The 15,247-nt window shown below is 70.4% G+C and carries 14 protein-coding genes; 9 read left to right on the top strand and 5 right to left on the bottom strand.

The window, feature by feature from the left end; genetic code table 11:
• Positions 1-64 precede the first annotated feature (64 nt).
• A complete protein-coding gene (locus I8E28_RS17880; protein ID WP_200789567.1) occupies positions 65-934 on the top strand; it encodes a glycosyltransferase in 870 nt (289 codons plus the stop codon).
• A gap of 57 nt (positions 935-991) precedes the next feature.
• Here I8E28_RS17880 and I8E28_RS17875 read toward each other — a convergent pair whose 3' ends face one another.
• Positions 992-1,348: a hypothetical protein gene (locus tag I8E28_RS17875; RefSeq protein ID WP_200789566.1), complete on the bottom strand. Its 357-nt coding sequence runs from the start codon at positions 1,346-1,348 to the stop codon at positions 992-994.
• A gap of 98 nt (positions 1,349-1,446) precedes the next feature.
• On the opposite strand from I8E28_RS17875, the gene I8E28_RS17870 reads away from it, so the two are divergent.
• Positions 1,447-3,966, top strand: a complete 2,520-nt coding sequence (locus tag I8E28_RS17870) for an ABC transporter permease (protein WP_200789565.1) — start codon at positions 1,447-1,449, stop codon at positions 3,964-3,966.
• A gap of 161 nt (positions 3,967-4,127) precedes the next feature.
• Positions 4,128-4,538 carry a group II truncated hemoglobin gene (locus tag I8E28_RS17865; RefSeq protein WP_200789564.1) on the top strand — a complete coding sequence of 137 codons (411 nt, stop codon included), beginning with the start codon at positions 4,128-4,130 and terminating at the stop codon, positions 4,536-4,538.
• On the opposite strand, the gene I8E28_RS20790 is transcribed toward I8E28_RS17865, so the two are convergent.
• From I8E28_RS20790 to radC, 3 genes are read right to left on the bottom strand one after another with little or no spacing between them, the layout of a single operon-like run.
• Complete coding sequence (locus I8E28_RS20790; protein ID WP_200789563.1) at positions 4,535-5,170, bottom strand: Smr/MutS family protein; 636 nt, start codon at positions 5,168-5,170, stop codon at positions 4,535-4,537. The two genes, I8E28_RS17865 and I8E28_RS20790, sit on opposite strands and share 4 nt — an antisense overlap.
• The gene (locus I8E28_RS20785; RefSeq protein ID WP_200789562.1) at positions 5,167-6,855 is read right to left on the bottom strand and encodes a cation:proton antiporter domain-containing protein; all 1,689 of its coding nucleotides are present in this window, start codon (positions 6,853-6,855) and stop codon (positions 5,167-5,169) included. Before I8E28_RS20785 ends, I8E28_RS20790 begins: the two co-directional genes overlap by 4 nt.
• A gap of 40 nt (positions 6,856-6,895) precedes the next feature.
• The gene (gene radC / locus I8E28_RS17850; protein ID WP_200789561.1) at positions 6,896-7,573 is read right to left on the bottom strand and encodes a RadC family protein; all 678 of its coding nucleotides are present in this window, start codon (positions 7,571-7,573) and stop codon (positions 6,896-6,898) included.
• Positions 7,574-7,651: 78 nt separating this feature from the next.
• Between radC and I8E28_RS17845 the strand changes: the two genes are divergently transcribed.
• From I8E28_RS17845 to I8E28_RS17835, 3 genes are read left to right on the top strand one after another with little or no spacing between them, the layout of a single operon-like run.
• Positions 7,652-8,119, top strand: coding sequence for an FKBP-type peptidyl-prolyl cis-trans isomerase (locus I8E28_RS17845; protein ID WP_200789560.1), 468 nt, complete (start codon positions 7,652-7,654; stop codon positions 8,117-8,119).
• On the top strand, positions 8,119-9,057 hold the full coding sequence (gene ispH / locus I8E28_RS17840) for a 4-hydroxy-3-methylbut-2-enyl diphosphate reductase (RefSeq protein WP_200789559.1): 939 nt from the start codon (positions 8,119-8,121) through the stop codon (positions 9,055-9,057). Before I8E28_RS17845 ends, ispH begins: the two co-directional genes overlap by 1 nt.
• Before the next feature lie 28 nt (positions 9,058-9,085).
• Positions 9,086-10,021, top strand: coding sequence for a threonine/serine dehydratase (locus I8E28_RS17835; protein WP_420850244.1), 936 nt, complete (start codon positions 9,086-9,088; stop codon positions 10,019-10,021).
• A gap of 87 nt (positions 10,022-10,108) precedes the next feature.
• On the opposite strand, the gene trxB is transcribed toward I8E28_RS17835, so the two are convergent.
• Positions 10,109-11,062, bottom strand: coding sequence for a thioredoxin-disulfide reductase (gene trxB, locus I8E28_RS17830; RefSeq protein WP_200789557.1), 954 nt, complete (start codon positions 11,060-11,062; stop codon positions 10,109-10,111).
• A gap of 153 nt (positions 11,063-11,215) precedes the next feature.
• On the opposite strand from trxB, the gene I8E28_RS17825 reads away from it, so the two are divergent.
• The 3 genes from I8E28_RS17825 to lolA all read left to right on the top strand — a co-directional run bounded on the left by I8E28_RS17825 (position 11,216) and on the right by lolA (position 15,149).
• The gene (locus tag I8E28_RS17825) at positions 11,216-11,890 is read left to right on the top strand and encodes a Crp/Fnr family transcriptional regulator (protein ID WP_200789556.1); all 675 of its coding nucleotides are present in this window, start codon (positions 11,216-11,218) and stop codon (positions 11,888-11,890) included.
• Positions 11,891-12,148: 258 nt separating this feature from the next.
• Positions 12,149-14,473, top strand: coding sequence for a DNA translocase FtsK (locus tag I8E28_RS17820; protein ID WP_200789555.1), 2,325 nt, complete (start codon positions 12,149-12,151; stop codon positions 14,471-14,473).
• Between the two features lie 43 nt (positions 14,474-14,516).
• Positions 14,517-15,149 carry an outer membrane lipoprotein periplasmic chaperone LolA gene (lolA, locus tag I8E28_RS17815; RefSeq protein WP_200789554.1) on the top strand — a complete coding sequence of 211 codons (633 nt, stop codon included), beginning with the start codon at positions 14,517-14,519 and terminating at the stop codon, positions 15,147-15,149.
• Positions 15,150-15,247 lie beyond the last annotated feature (98 nt).

Genomic DNA, 15,247 nt, shown 5'->3' with positions numbered 1-15,247 from the left:
GGGTGCGCGCACACACATGCGCGCGCGGCGTGCGTCTAGAGTGCCCGGCAACCCCGGGACACGCATGCACGCCTACATCACGCTCCTGAGCACGCCCGGCTACCTGCCGGGCGTCGCCTGCCTGGCGGCCAGCCTTCGGCGCACGGGGACCACGGTCCCGTTCGTGGTCGCGCTGTCCGCCGACCTGCCGGAAGCGACCGGCGTGGCAGCGGCCGCGTGCGAGGGCGTCAGCCGCGTGCTGCCCTTGCCCGCGGATGCATTGCTGCCACAGGGATGGACGCAGCGATCGCAGCGCCACCAGCACTGGAACCACACGTTCGACAAGCTGCGGCTGTTCGGCCTTGCCGGCTTCGACAAGCTCGTCTACCTCGACAGCGACATGCTCGTGCTCGACGACGTCGACGACCTGTTCGATGCGCCGCACATGGCGGCGGTGCCGGCGGGGCAGCGCCTGCATCCCGACTGGAACCGGCTCAACTCCGGGCTGATGGTGATCGAGCCCGACGCGACGCTGCCGGCGCGAATGGCCGCGATGCTCGAATGTGCGACGGACGAGATGAAAGCGGTCGGACGCGCAGCGCTGGGCGACCAGGACCTCGTCAACGCCTTCTACGCCGACTGGCCGCGCACGGGTCCGCACCTGGACGAGGGGGACAACCTGTTCTTCGAGCACGTCGACACTTACGTGGACAGCGGCGCCTATCGCCTGCCCCATGCAGCGGGCGAGGGGCGGCCGGTGCGCATCGTGCACTTCACCGGACGCGACAAGCCGTGGATGCCGCGCGGGCGCTTGCGACTGGCGTGGGCGGCATGGCGTCACCGGCTGGGTCCGGCGCAGCGCGAGGTGCTGCGGACCTATCTCAAGCTGCTGCGTGAAGTGCGGCGCCGGCCACGTGGCATGGCCTTCGTGCGCGGCCCGGTGCGCGCGGGCTGAGCCTCAGCCGCGCGTCAGCACGCATCGGCCAGGGGAGCGTCCGCACGTCGTTGGACCTCAGGGCTCGGCGGGATGCGTGGGCTGGAACGCGGTGCGCCGGCCCAGGCGGGCCTCCGCGGCGAGGAACACGCCTTCGTGCGAGTCCTTCGCGTTGCCGCGCGGGCCGAGGGCGATCTTGAACAACACGTCGCGCGCCTCCCAGTACGACCGCGGTTCGGCCCACGTGACCTTGGCATAGGAGAAGAAGCCGCGCGCCGTGAACACCGTGTAGGCCGCGATGAACAGGCCCAGGATCGGCCCGCGCACTTCCTCGGCCACCAGGTGGACGTCGATGCCGTCGGGAGCCTGCGAGCTCGCGGGCAGGGACGGGGCGTGGTCCGGTGGCGGCGGGACGCGGTCCCTGGGAGCGGTCATCGCGCGATTCTCCTGTCGGGCCGCGCCAACCCGACAGGAGCAAACCCTGATGGGACTCTGCAAACGCATGCCGGAAGGGGCGGTGCTAAGGTCGGCGCATGCAAGACACCCCCTGGCGGCTCGGGCTGCGGACCCTGTGGCGCGACCTGCGCGCCGGCGAACTGCGCCTGCTGCTGGTGGCCGTCACGCTGGCGGTCGCGGCGCTGACCGCCGTCGGCTTCTTCGCCGATCGCCTCAAGGGCGGCCTGGCCCGCGATGCGCGCCAGCTGCTCGGCGGCGACGCCGTGCTCGTGAGCGACAACCCGACGCCGCCGGCCTTCGTGCAGCGCGCGCGCGAGCTGGGCCTGCAGGCAGCCACCAACATCGTGTTCCCCACGATGGCCCGCGCGACCGATGCGCAGGGTGGCGGCAGCCGGCTGGTCGCGCTGAAGGCCGTCGAACCGGGCTACCCGCTGCGTGGCAGCCTCACCGTCGCGACGGTCCCGGGCGCGGCCGGCGCCACGACACGCGCCATCCCCGCTGCGGGCGAAGCCTGGGTCGACCGCTCGCTGCTCGAAGCGCTGGGCATCGGCATCGGTGATGCCCTGCTGCTCGGGGATGCGCAACTGCGCGTGACGCGCGTGGTGCTGCTCGAACCGGATCGCGGCACCGGCTTCGCGGCGTTCTCGCCGCGCGTGCTGGTCGCCGCCAGCGACCTGCCGCGCACCCGCCTGGTGCAACCGGCGAGCCGGCTGACGTACCGCTTCGCCGTCGCCGGATCCGACGCCCGCGTGCGCGACTTCACGCGCTGGTCCGCGGCGCAGCTCGGGCGCGGCGACGTGCGCGGCGTGCGGCTCGAAACGCTGGAAGGCGGGCGGCCGGAGATGCGGCAAACGCTGGACCGGGCCGAGAAGTTCCTCAACCTCGTGGCCTTGCTCTCGGCGTTGCTCAGTGCGGTCGCGGTCGCCCTGGCCGCGCGCGGCTTCGCGGCCGCGCACCTGGACGACTGCGCGATGCTGCGCGTGCTGGGCCTGCCGCAGCGCACGATCGCGTGGGCGTACACGGTGGAATTCGGCGCCGTCGGCGCGGCAGCGAGCGTGCTCGGGCTGGTGGCCGGGTACGCGGTGCACTTCGTGTTCGTGCTGCTGCTGTCGGGGCTGGTCGAGACCTCGTTGCCGCCGCCGGGGCCGTGGCCGGTGGCGCTGGGTGTCGGCATGGGCTTCACGCTGCTGTTCGCCTTCGGCCTGCCGCCGGTGCTGCAGCTGGCGCAGGTGCCGCCGCTGCGCGTGATCCGCCGCGACGTCGGCAACCTCAAGCCCGCGTCGGCGCTGGTGCTGGTCGTCGGCGTGGCGGGTTTCGCCGCACTCTTGCTGGCTGCGAGCAGCGACCTGAAGCTGGGCGGCATCGCCGTGGGCGGCTTCGCGGGCGCGGTGCTGGTCTTCGCGGCGTTGAGCTGGGCGGCGGTGAAGCTGCTGCGCGCGGTCGTCAACGAGGCCACCGCGCCGCGCTGGCTCGTGCTGGCGACGCGGCAGGTGTCCGCGCGGCCGGTGTACACGGTGGTGCAGGCGAGTTCGCTGGCGGTCGGCCTGCTCGCGCTGGCGCTGCTGGTGTTGCTGCGTACGGACCTCGTGGACAGCTGGCGGCGCGCGACGCCGCCCGATGCGCCCAACCGCTTCGTGATCAACGTGATGCCCGAGCAGGCGCAGGAATTCCAGGACGCCTTGCGCGCCGGCGGCGTCAAGCGCTACGACTGGTTCCCGATGATTCGCGGGCGGCTGGTCGCCGTGAACGGCAAGGCGATCGGTCCCGACGATTTCACCGAGGATCGCGCCAAGCGGCTGGTGGACCGCGAGTTCAACCTGTCGCATGCGGCAGCGCAGCCGACGCACAACCAGGTCGTCGCGGGCCAGTGGGTGCCCGAGGAGAAGGGCGCCGTGAGCGTGGAGGAAGGCATCGCCGCCACGCTGGGCCTGAAGCTCGGCGACCAGCTGCAGTTCGACATCGGCGGCCTGCCGCTGCAGGGGCGCATCACGTCGCTGCGCAAGGTGGACTGGGGCTCGATGCGGGCGAACTTCTTCGTCATGTTCCCGGTCAGCGAGCTGCCCGACGTGCCGTCCACGTACATGACCGCGTTCCGCGCGCCGCAGCGGCCCGGCTTCGACAACCAGCTGGTGCGGCGCTTCCCGAACGTGACCAACGTCGACATGACCAGCACGCTGGACCAGGTGCAGTCGGTGCTGGACAAGGTGGTGCGGGCGGTGGAGTTCCTGTTCGGCTTCACGCTCGCAGCGGGCGTCGTCGTGCTGTTCGCCGCCGTCACCGCGACTCGCGAGGAGCGCGCGCGCGAGTTCGCGATCATGCGTGCCGTCGGCGCGCGCGCGTCGCTGCTGCGGCAGGTGCAGCGCGCCGAACTCGCCGGCGTCGGCCTGCTCGCCGGCTTCCTCGCCAGCAGCGTCGCCTCGCTGGTCGGGTGGGGGCTCGCCCGCTACGTGTTCGAGTTCCAGTGGACCGCATCCCCGTTCGTGCCGATCGTCGGCGCCCTCTGCGGCGCCGCGCTCGCGCTGGCGGCCGGCTGGTGGGGCTTGCGCGAGGTGCTGCAGCGGCCGGTGGTGGAGACTTTGCGGCGCGCTGCCGAATGAGCGACTGAGAAAAAGCTTTCAACGCAGAGGTCGCAGAGAACGCAGAGGAAAGACCCTTTTCAAGTTCTCTCTGCGACCTCTGCGCTTGCTCTGCGTCCTCTGCGCTCGAAGCTGGCCAGGCGCGCCAGCGCCGCATGGCTTTCGGCTGCGACAATGAGTGCATGCAGGACCCGCAGGACAAGCCGCCGTTCGCCACCCCCTTCGAGTGGATCGGCGGCGAGGGGAAGGTGAAGGACCTGGTCGAGCGTTTCTACGACCTCATGGACCTGGAGCCGAAGTACGCCGCGCTGCGCGCCGCGCACGGCACCACGCTGGAAAGCGCGCGCGAGAAGCTGTTCTGGTTCCTGTGCGGCTGGCTCGGCGGGCCGGCGCACTACACGGACCGGTTCGGCCACCCGCGCCTGCGCATGCGGCACATGCCGTTCTCGATCGGCGTGCTGGAGCGCGACCAGTGGCTCGCGTGCATGGACGAAGCGATGGGCGACGTCGGCATCGACGCCGACCTGCGCCGCCGCCTCAACGACTCGTTCTTCCAGACCGCCGACTGGATGCGCAACCGGGCCGGGGCTTAGGACGGGCGCAGAAGCACGACGAGCGCGCCGGCCCCGCCTTCGTCGCCGCGCGCCTGCACGAAGGCCAGCACTTCCTTCTTCTGCACCAGCCAGCCGTGCACCTTGCCCTTGAGGACGGGCGTCTTGCCGGGCGAGCCGAGGCCCTTGCCATGCACCACGCGCACGCAGCGCACGCCGGCCTTGTGCGCTTCGCGCATGAAGTCGGCCAGCGCCTCGCGGGCGTCCTCCACGCGCAGGCCGTGCAGGTCGATCTCGCGCTGGATGCTCCAGTGCCCCTTGCGCAGCTTGCGCGTGACGTCCAGGCCGACGCCGGGGCGGCGGAAGCTGAGCGCGTCGTCGACGTCCAGCAGCGTGCTGGCGTCGAACTCGTCGCTGAGCGACTCGTGCAGCACGCGCTGCTCGTCCAGCTGCTGCTGCACCGGGATGGGCAGCGGCAGGTCGCCGGCGAGCGGCACCCGCGGGCCATGGCGCAAGGGCTCGACGGCGCCGACGCTGCGCTGGAACAGCGTGCGCTCGGCTTCGCGCCGGCGCTCCTCGGCTTCGCGCGCCGCCTTCTCGCGGGCTTCCCGTTCCTGCCGTTCCACCAGCTGGCGGCGGATCTGCTGCAGGTCCTGCAGCGACTTGGACTTCACAGGGCGCAGCGCTCCACCACGTAGCGGCCCATCGCGCTGGCCAGTTCGCGCTCGGCCAGGAAGACGCGGCCGGAGAGTTCCTGCTCGAGGCGGCGCGCCTCGTCGGCGTTGTCGCCGCGCACGATGATCTCGATGGATGGATTGAGCACGCGGGCGGTGGTCGCCATGCGGCGCACGCCCAGCGTGTCGTCGGTGGCGATCACCAGCATGCGGGCGCGCGCGATGTGCGACTGCACCAGCACCTCGGGCTCGGCGGCATCGCCGGCGACGGCGGGGATTCCTTCGGCACGCAGCCGTTCGACGATTTCGCGGTTCTGCTCCGCCACCACGTAGGGCAGGCCGGCGGCGCGCAGGGCGGCGGCGATCTCGCTGCCGACGCGGCCGTGGCCCACCAGGACGACCTGCTTGGCGAGGTAGCGCTCGTGGGTCGCCATGGGAAGTTCCGCCAGCGGGTCGGCACGCGACTGCAGCTGCCGCGCGAGGGCGGAGCGCGCGAGCAGGAAGCGCTGCAGCGGCGCCACGGCCTTGAAGACGATCGGGTTCAGCGCGATGGACACGATGGCGCCGGCGACGATCAGGCTCTGGCCTTCGCCCGGCAGCACGCCCAGGGAGACGCCGACGCCGGCCAGGATGAAGGAGAACTCGCCGATCTGGGCCAGGCTGGCCGAGATCGACAGCGCGGTGTGCAGCGGGTAGCGCAGCGCGAGCACCACGACCGCCGCGGCGATCGACTTGCCCAGCACGATGACGGCGACGACGGCCAGCGCCTGCAGCGGCTGGCGCAGCAGCACGCTGGGGTCGAACAGCATGCCCACCGAGACGAAGAACAGCACCGCGAACGCATCGCGCAGCGGCAGCGACTCCTCGGCCGCACGGTGGCTGAACTCGGATTCGCGCAGCACCATGCCGGCGAAGAAGGCGCCGAGCGCGAACGACACGCCGAACAGCTTGGTCGCGCCCCAGGCCATGCTGATCGCCGCGGCCACGACGCACAGCGTGAACAGCTCGCGCGAGCCGACCCGCTGCACCTGCCACAGCAGCCAGGGGAACACGCGGCGGCCGACCACCAGCATCAGGACGACGAACAGGCTGACCTCCGCCACCGTGACGCCCACCGTGCGCCAGATCGACGCGTCGACGACGGTGCCTGCCTGCGGCGCGATGATGCCGGCCAGCGGCGGCAACAGCACCAGCACCAGCACCATCGCGAGGTCCTCGACGACCAGCCAGCCGACGGCGGCGCGGCCGTTGAAGCTGTCCAGCGTGCCCTGGCTTTCCAGGGCCCGCAGCAGGACCACCGTGCTGGCCACCGACAGCGCGACGCCGAACACCAGTGCGCCCGCCAGCGACCAGCCCCACCACAGGGCCAGACCGCCGCCGAGGACAGTCGCCGCCACCATCTGCACCACCGCCCCCGGCACCGCCAGCTTGCGCACGGCCAGCAGGTCGCCGAGCGAGAAGTGCAGGCCGACGCCGAACATCAGGAGCATCACGCCGATCTCGGCCAGTTGCGCCGCGATGGCGGCATCGCCGACGAAGCCCGGCGTGTACGGACCGATCACGACGCCCGCCAGCAGGTAGCCGACCAGCGCCGGCAGCTTCACGCGCGCGGCCAGGAAGCCGAGCAGCAGGGCCAGACCCAGGCCGGCGGCGATGGTCGCAATCAGCGGTACGTGGTGGTCCATGCACCCATTTTCACCGGGCGCCGGAAGGCCCCGTGCGTCGCTAGAGCAGTCCGAGCTCGGCCATGGACGCCGCGCCGCCCGGCGCCACCACGATGTGGTCCAGCACCCGGACGTCGACCAGCGCGAGCGCCGCCTTCACGGTGTGCGTCAGCGCTTCGTCGGCGCGCGACGGCTGCAGCGTGCCGCTGGGATGGTTGTGGGCCAGGACCACGGACGCCGCTTCGTGGTGCAGGGCGCGCACGACGATCTCGCGCGGGTAGACCGACGTCTGCGTCAAGGTGCCGCGGAACAGCACCTCGAGGTCCAGCAGCCGGTTCTGCGAGTCGAGGAACATGACGGCGAAGACTTCGTGCGGCTGGCGCCCCAGGTGCAACTGGAGGTAGTGCTTGACGGTGTCGGGCGACGTGAACACCTCGCGGGCGCGCAACTGCTGGGCCAGCGCACGGCGGGCCAGTTCCAGCACCGCGGCCAGTTCGGCCCGCTTGGCGGTGCCGCCCAGCCCCTTGACCACGCGCAGGTCCTGCGGCCCGGTGCCCAGGAGGCCGGCGAGGCCGCCGAAGCGCCCGAGCAGGTCGTCGGCGAGCGCGAACACGCCGCGGCCGGCGGTGCCGGTGCGCAGCAGGATGGCGAGCAGCTCGGTGTCGGACAGGGCCGCCGGGCCGCGCGCCAGCAGCTTCTCGCGCGGGCGGGCGTCGACGGGCAGGTCGAGGAGGGCCATCGGGGCGTCGGGGCTTGTGCTGCGCTGGCGGGGCGGGGACGGGGCGCCGCCTACAATGACGGGTTGTTCGAGACTGCCATGGGTTCCTCCCCCGCGCCACGGGTCCAACCGGGCTCCTTCCTCACCTTGCACTACCGGCTCGCCGGGCCGCAGGGCGACATCATCAACACCTTCGCCGACAAGCCCGCGACGCTGACGCTGGGCAGCGGCGAGCTGTCGCCGGCCGTCGAACAGCGCCTGCTGGGCCTGGAAGAGGGCGCCCGCGCGACGTTCGAGATCCCGGCGGGCGAAGCCTTCGGGCCGCGCAACCCCGAGATGCTCCAGTGGGTGTCGCGCCAGCTGCTGCGCGAGATGGGCGACCCCGACGAGCAGTACCAGGCCGGCGACGTCGTGCAGTTCCCCACGCCCGACGGGCTGGGCAGCTACGCGGGCGCCGTGCAGCAGGTCGGCCGCGAAGGCGCGCCGGACGCCGTGCTGTTCGACTTCAACCATCCGCTCGCGGGCCAGCCGGTCACGTTCGAGGTGCAACTCGTGGGGGTGCTCTGATGGACCTGGCCAAGGAAGTCATCCTGGCCGAGCCGCGCGGCTTCTGCGCCGGCGTCGACCGCGCCATCGAGATCGTCGAGCGCGCGCTGGCCAAGTTCGGTGCCCCGATCTACGTGCGGCACGAGATCGTGCACAACACCTACGTCGTCAACGACCTGAAGGCCAAGGGCGCGATCTTCATCGAGGACCTGGCGGAAGTGCCGCCGGGCTCGACGCTCGTCTTCTCGGCGCACGGCGTCAGCAAGGCGGTGCAGGACGAGGCCCAGCGCCGCGGCTTCAGCATCTTCGACGCCACCTGCCCGCTGGTGACCAAGGTCCACGTCGAGGTCGCCAAGCTCGCGCGCGAAGGCTACGAATTCATCATGATCGGCCACAAGGGCCACCCCGAGGTCGAGGGCACGATGGGCCAGCTCGAGTCGGGCATCCACCTGGTCGAGGACGTCGGCGACGTCGCCCACGTGCAGCCGGCGCAGGTGGAGAAGCTCGCCGTCGTCACGCAGACCACGCTGTCGGTGGACGACGCGGCGGAAATCACCGCCGCGGTGCGCAAGCGCTTCCCCGCGATCCGCGAGCCCAAGCAGCAGGACATCTGCTACGCGACGCAGAACCGCCAGGATGCGGTCAAGCTGCTGTCGCGCGAGGTCGACGTCGTCATCGTCGTCGGCAGCCCCACCAGCAGCAACAGCAACCGCCTCGCGGAGCTGGCGCGCAAGCTGGGCGTGGAAAGCCACATGGTCGACAGCGCCGACGAGTTGCGGGCCGAGTGGATCGAGGGCCGGCAACGCGTGGGCCTGACCGCGGGGGCGTCTGCCCCGGAAGTCCTGGTGACCCGCGTCATCGACCGCATCCGCGAGCTCGGTGGCGTGACGGTGCGCCGCATGGACGGCGTGGTCGAGACGATGAAGTTCCCGCTGCCCAAGGGCCTGAAGGCGCCGTGAGCCGGGCAGCGCCTGGCGCGGAGGTTGTATCTTGACGCCGTCGGACATCGAGCAGGCGGCACGCCGCTTCGCGACGTTCCCCGATTTCCTGCGCCGCACGCCCTTGTGGGTGCTGCCCGGGTCCGCGTTCGGCGTGCGCTGCGCCGAGGTCTGGCTCAAGCTGGAACACCAGCAGGTCGCCGGCAGCTTCAAGGCGCGCGGCATGTTCCACCGGCTGCTGGCCAACCCGATTCCTGCCGCCGGCGTGATCGTCGCGTCGGGCGGCAATGCGGGCATCGCCACCGCCGCGGCCGCGCGTGCGCTCGGCGTGCGCTGCGAAGTCTTCGTGCCGACCGTCTCCAGCCCCGCCAAGCAGGCGCGGCTGCGCGAGCTCGGCGCCGACGTCGTCGTCACCGGTGACGTGTATGCCGAAGCGTTGGAAGCCTGCCTCGCGCGCCAGCAGCAGACCGGGGCGCTGCTCACGCATGCCTACGACCAGCCCGAGGTGGTGGCCGGCGCCGGCACGCTCGCGATGGAGATCGAGGACGACGAAGGCGTGCCGGACAGCGTGCTGGTGAGCGTCGGTGGTGGCGGCTTGATCGCCGGCATCGCGGCGTGGTTCGAGGACCGCGCGCGCGTCGTCGCGCTGGAGCCCGAACTCGCGCCGACCTTGTTCCGCGCCCGCGAAGCCGGCCAGCCGGTGGACGTCGCCGTCAGCGGCATCGCCGCCGATTCGCTGGGCGCCAAGCGCATCGGTGGCATCGCGTGGGACGTGACGCGGAAGTGGGTGAAGGACGCGCTGCTGCTGCCCGACGCGGCCATCCGCGATGCGCAGCGCTGGCTGTGGCGCGAGATGCACATCCCCGTCGAACCAGCCGCGGCGCTGGGGCTGGCGGCGCTGCAAACCGGCGCCTATGTGCCCAAGCCCGACGAGATCGTGTGCCTGGTGATCTGCGGCGCGAACGTGGATCCTGCGTCGCTCTGACCGTCATCCCCGCGGAGGCGGGGAACTATCGCTTCCCTTCCACTGAGACGGAAGCGGTGGGGTCCCGCCTTCGCGGGAACGACGAGGTTACTGCTCCTGTTCCAGGAACCGCTGCGCATCGAGCGCCGCCATGCAGCCGGTGCCGGCGCTGGTGATGGCCTGGCGGTAGACGTGGTCCTGGACGTCGCCGGCGGCGAAGACGCCGGGGATGCTGGTCATCGTCGCGAAGCCGTTCAGGCCGGACTTGGTCAGGATGTAGCCGTCCTTCATCTCCAGCTGGCCCTGGAAGATGTCGGTGTTGGGGTGGTGGCCGATGGCGACGAAGAAGCCCTGCGTCTTCAGGTCCTCGGTTTCGCCGGTGCGGGTGTCCTTCAGGCGCACGCCGGTCACGCCGGTGTCGTCGCCCAGCACCTCGTCGACGGTCTTGAACAGCTTCAGCTCGATCTTGCCGCTGGCGACCTTGTCCATCACCTTGTCCACCAGGATCGGCTCGGCGCGGAACTTGTCGCGGCGGTGGATCAGGTAGACCTTGCTGGCGATATTGGACAGGTACAGCGCCTCCTCCACGGCGGTGTTGCCGCCGCCGATGACGCAGGTGACCTGCTCGCGGTAGAAGAAGCCGTCGCAGGTGGCGCAGGCGCTCACGCCCTTGCCCATGAAGTGCTGCTCGGACGGGATGCCCAGGTACTTGGCCGACGCGCCGGTGGCGATGATCAGCGCGTCGCAGGTGTACGTGCCGCTGTCGCCGGTGAGCGTGAACGGGCGCTTGCTGAAGTCGACCTTGTTGATGTGGTCGAACACGATCTCGGTCTTGAAGCGTTCCGCGTGTTCCAGGAAGCGCTGCATCAGGTCCGGCCCCTGCACGCCGTGCACGTCGGCGGGCCAGTTGTCCACCTCCGTGGTCGTCATCAACTGGCCGCCCTGGGCGATGCCGGTGATCAGGAGGGGCTTGAGGTTGGCGCGGGCGGCGTAGACGGCGGCGGTGTAGCCGGCGGGGCCGGAACCGAGGATCAGGACTTGGGCGTGGCGGGGGCTGGTCATAGTGGCGAATCCTGTGTCATGCACACCACAGGTCGGGTACAGTTCGGGGCGGCAGGGCAAGTATCAAGCGAGACGAGCGCTTCGATGACTTGGCTTTCTCAATGCCGCTGATTGTAGGTACCCATCGGTGGGCACCACGTTGGAGGGGACTCGATGTCGATGCTGTCGAACCTGGAGCTGATCCGGCGCGTGCCGCTGTTCGCGCTGCTCACAGCCAACCAGGCCGAAGCCGTGGCCGATGCGGTGGCGAAGCGCCGCTTCAAGCGGGGCGAGACGGTGGTGGAACAGGGCGAGAAGTCCAACACGCTCTTCATCATCCTCACGGGCCGCGTGCGGGTCGTCACCTCCGACAAGCGCGGCCGCGAGGTCATCCTGGCGACGCTCAATCCCGGCGACTACATCGGCGAGATGAGCCTCATCGACAACGAGCCGCATTCGGCGACGGTGCGCGCCGAAGTGCAGACCGACATGCTGGCCCTGGGCCGCGCGGAGTTCGCGCGCTGCCTGCCGGAGAACAGCTCGATGGCCTACGCCATCATGAAGGGGCTGGTGCAGCGCCTGCGCAATGCCGACCGCAAGATCGAGTCGCTGGCGCTCATGGACGTGTACGGCCGCGTCGCGCGTGCGCTGCTCGAATTCGCGCAACCCGACCGCGAAGGCAACACGATCATCCGCGAGCGCATTTCCCGCCAGGACATCGCCAAGATGGTCGGCGCGTCGCGCGAGATGGTCAGCCGCGTGATGAAGGACCTGGAAGACCGCGGCTTCATCGAGACCCGCGAGGACGGCTCGATGGTGGTCAAGGACCGTCTGTCCACGCTCGGCTGAGTGTGCGCGGCGCTCGCGCGCCGCTTCGTGAACTCCCAAACGCAGAAGTCGCAGAAGACGCGCAGAGATCGCAGAAGAAGAAATCATCTTTTGCTCCTTCTGCGACTTCTGCGCTACTTCTGCGTCCTCTGCGTTGAGCCGCGCGCAGCGCTCCCCACGCCCGTGAGCGCACCTTCGCCCGCGTAGCGCGTCGCTTTACCAACACCGCGCCGTGACACCGTGGTCCACCGCTGGGGCGGCGGGTATCCTTGGCAGCGGATGACCTATTCGCTGAACACCCTCACGCACGGGGCGCCGGGGTCGGCGTCCACGCCGCGGCCCGCGGCACTGCGCTTCGCGCAGGAAATCGCCCTCATCGCCGGCGCCGCGGCGCTCCTGTTCTGGCTGCTCGCGATCGCGTCGTACTCGGCGCAGGACGCCGCGTTCTCCACCTCCGGCAGCGGCCTGCCGCCGCGCAACTGGGGCGGCCGCCTGGGCGCCTGGCTCGCGGACGGCAGCTACTTCCTGCTCGGGTTCTCGGCCTGGTGGTGCTTCGCCGCCGGCGTGCGCGCCTGGCTGACGGCGCTGGCACGCTGGATGCGGGGTGCGGACCCGGCCGCCCGCGGCTGGACGCGCAGCCGCGTCGCCTTCTGGGTCGCGCTGGCCGCGCTGCTGTGCGCGAGCACGGCGCTGGAGTGGTCGCGCCTGTACCGCTTCGAGTCGCGGCTGCCCGATCACGCGGGGGGCGCGCTGGGGTTCATCACGGGCCCGGCGGCCGTGAAGTGGCTCGGGTTCACGGGCTCGGGCCTGGTGGCCGTCGCGCTCGTGGTCGCCAGCATGGCCATCGTGTTCCGCTTCTCCTGGGGCCACGCGGCCGAACGCATCGGCGCCGCGCTGGAAGACCTGGTGCGCCGCCGGCGCGAGAAGCGCGAGATCGCGCAGGACGTCGCGCTGGGGCAGCAGGCGGCGCGCGAGCGCGAGGAGACGGTGGAGGTCGAACGCGTCGAGATCGAGGAACACCACCCGACCCCGGTGCTCATCGAGCCGACCATCATCGACGTGCCCAAGAGCGAGCGGGTCGTGAAGGAGCGCCAGAAGCCGCTGTTCACCGAACTGCCGGACAGCAAGCTGCCGCAGGTCGACCTGCTCGATGGCGCGCAGCAGCGGCAGGAGACGGTCAGCCCCGAGACGCTGGAGATGACGTCGCGGCTGATCGAGAAGAAGCTGAAGGACTTCGGCGTCGAGGTGCGGGTGGTGCTCGCGCAGCCCGGCCCGGTGATCACGCGCTACGAGATCGAGCCGGCCACGGGCGTGAAGGGCTCGCAGATCGTCAACCTGGCCAAGGACCTGGCGCGCTCGCTGTCGCTGGTGTCCATCCGCGTGATCGAGACGATCCCGGGCAAGAACTACATGGCGCTGGAACTGCCCAACGCCAAGCGGCAGTCGATCCGGCTGTCCGAGATCCTCGGCTCGCAGGTCTACAACGAAGCCAAGTCGATGCTCACGCTGGGCCTGGGCAAGGACATCGTCGGCAACCCGGTCGTGGCCGACCTCGCCAAGATGCCGCACGTGCTGGTCGCCGGCACCACCGGTTCGGGCAAGTCGGTGGGCATCAACGCGATGATCCTGTCGCTGCTCTACAAGTCCGAGGCGCGCGACGTGCGCCTGCTGATGATCGACCCCAAGATGCTGGAGATGTCGGTCTACGAGGGCATCCCGCACCTGCTGGCGCCGGTGGTCACCGACATGAGGCAGGCCGCGCACGGCCTGAACTGGTGCGTCGGCGAGATGGAACGCCGCTACAAGCTGATGAGCAAGCTGGGTGTGCGCAACCTGGCCGGCTACAACGCCAAGATCGACGACGCCAAGGCCAAGGGCGAGTTCCTCTACAACCCCTTCAGCCTGACGCCGGAGGAGCCCGAGCCGCTCGACCGCCTGCCGTACATCGTGGTCGTCATCGACGAGCTGGCCGACCTGATGATGGTGGTGGGCAAGAAGATCGAGGAGCTGATCGCGCGCCTGGCGCAGAAGGCGCGCGCGGCCGGCATCCACCTGATCCTCGCGACGCAACGGCCTTCGGTCGACGTGATCACGGGCCTGATCAAGGCCAATATCCCGACCCGCATCGCATTCCAGGTCTCCAGCAAGATCGACAGCCGCACCATCCTCGACCAGATGGGCGCGGAAGCGCTGCTCGGGATGGGCGACCAGCTGTACATGGCCAGCGGCACCGGCCTGCCGATCCGCGTGCACGGCGCCTTCGTCAGCGACGAGGAAGTGCACCGCGTGGTCGCGTACCTGAAGGAGCAGGGCGGCGAACCCAACTACATCGAGGGCGTGCTCGAAGGCGGCGTGGTCGATGACGACGGCGCCGGCGGCGACCTGCTGGGCGACGCGGGCGGCGAGAAGGACCCGATGTACGACCAGGCCGTGGAGGTGGTGCTGAAGAACCGCAAGGCGAGCATTTCGCTGGTCCAGCGGCACCTGAAGATCGGGTACAACCGGGCGGCGCGCCTCGTGGAGGACATGGAGAAGGCCGGCTTGGTCAGCGCCATGAACGGCCAGGGGCAGCGCGAGATCCTGGTCCCCACCCGCGCCGAGTAACGCGCGGTTGCGAACTTCGCCGGCGCCGCCGGACCCAACAGCCATGAAGCAGCTCATCGCCTTCGCTGCGGTCGCGTTCGCGTCCGCCGCCGCCCAGGCCGCCGGCCTCGACGCCCTGGAGCATTTCGTCAAGACGGCCAAGTCCGGGCGCGCCGACTTCACCCAGGTCGTCACCGCCCCCGCGCGCGAGGGCCAGGCCGCGCGCACGCGCACGTCCAGCGGCACCTTCGAGTTCTCGCGGCCGAACCGCTTCCGCTTCGAGTACCGCAAGCCGTTCGCGCAGACGCTGGTCGCCGATGGCCAGACGCTGTGGATGCACGACATCGACCTCAACCAGGTCACCGCGCGCAAGCAGGCGCAGGTGCTCGGCTCCACGCCCGCCGCCATCATCGCGGCCGCGCCCGACCTGGCCAGCCTGCGCAAGGACTTCAACCTGGAGAACGCCCCCGACCGCGACGGCCTGCAGTGGGTGGTCGCGACGCCGAAGAACAAGGAAGGCCAGTTGAACAACGTCAAGGTCGGCTTCAAGGGCAACGACCTGTCGACGCTGGAGATCCTGGACGGCTTCGGCCAGCTGTCGGTGCTGAAGTTCGACAAGCTGCAGCTGAACGTGCCGGTGCCCGCAGGCACCTTCGACTTCAAGGCGCCCCAGGGGGCGGACGTCGTTCGGCAGTAGTGGTCGCGGCGCCTCCGCGCCGCTGGCGTTCTCAACGCAGAGGACACAGAGGAGAGAGAGGTCGCGGAGGAATCCAGAACACTTGCCTTGTGTCTTCT

The sequence above is a fragment of the Ramlibacter algicola genome, assembly GCF_016641735.1.
GTDB lineage: Bacteria > Pseudomonadota > Gammaproteobacteria > Burkholderiales > Burkholderiaceae_C > Ramlibacter > Ramlibacter algicola.
This window is presented reverse-complemented; position numbering and strand designations above follow the sequence as displayed.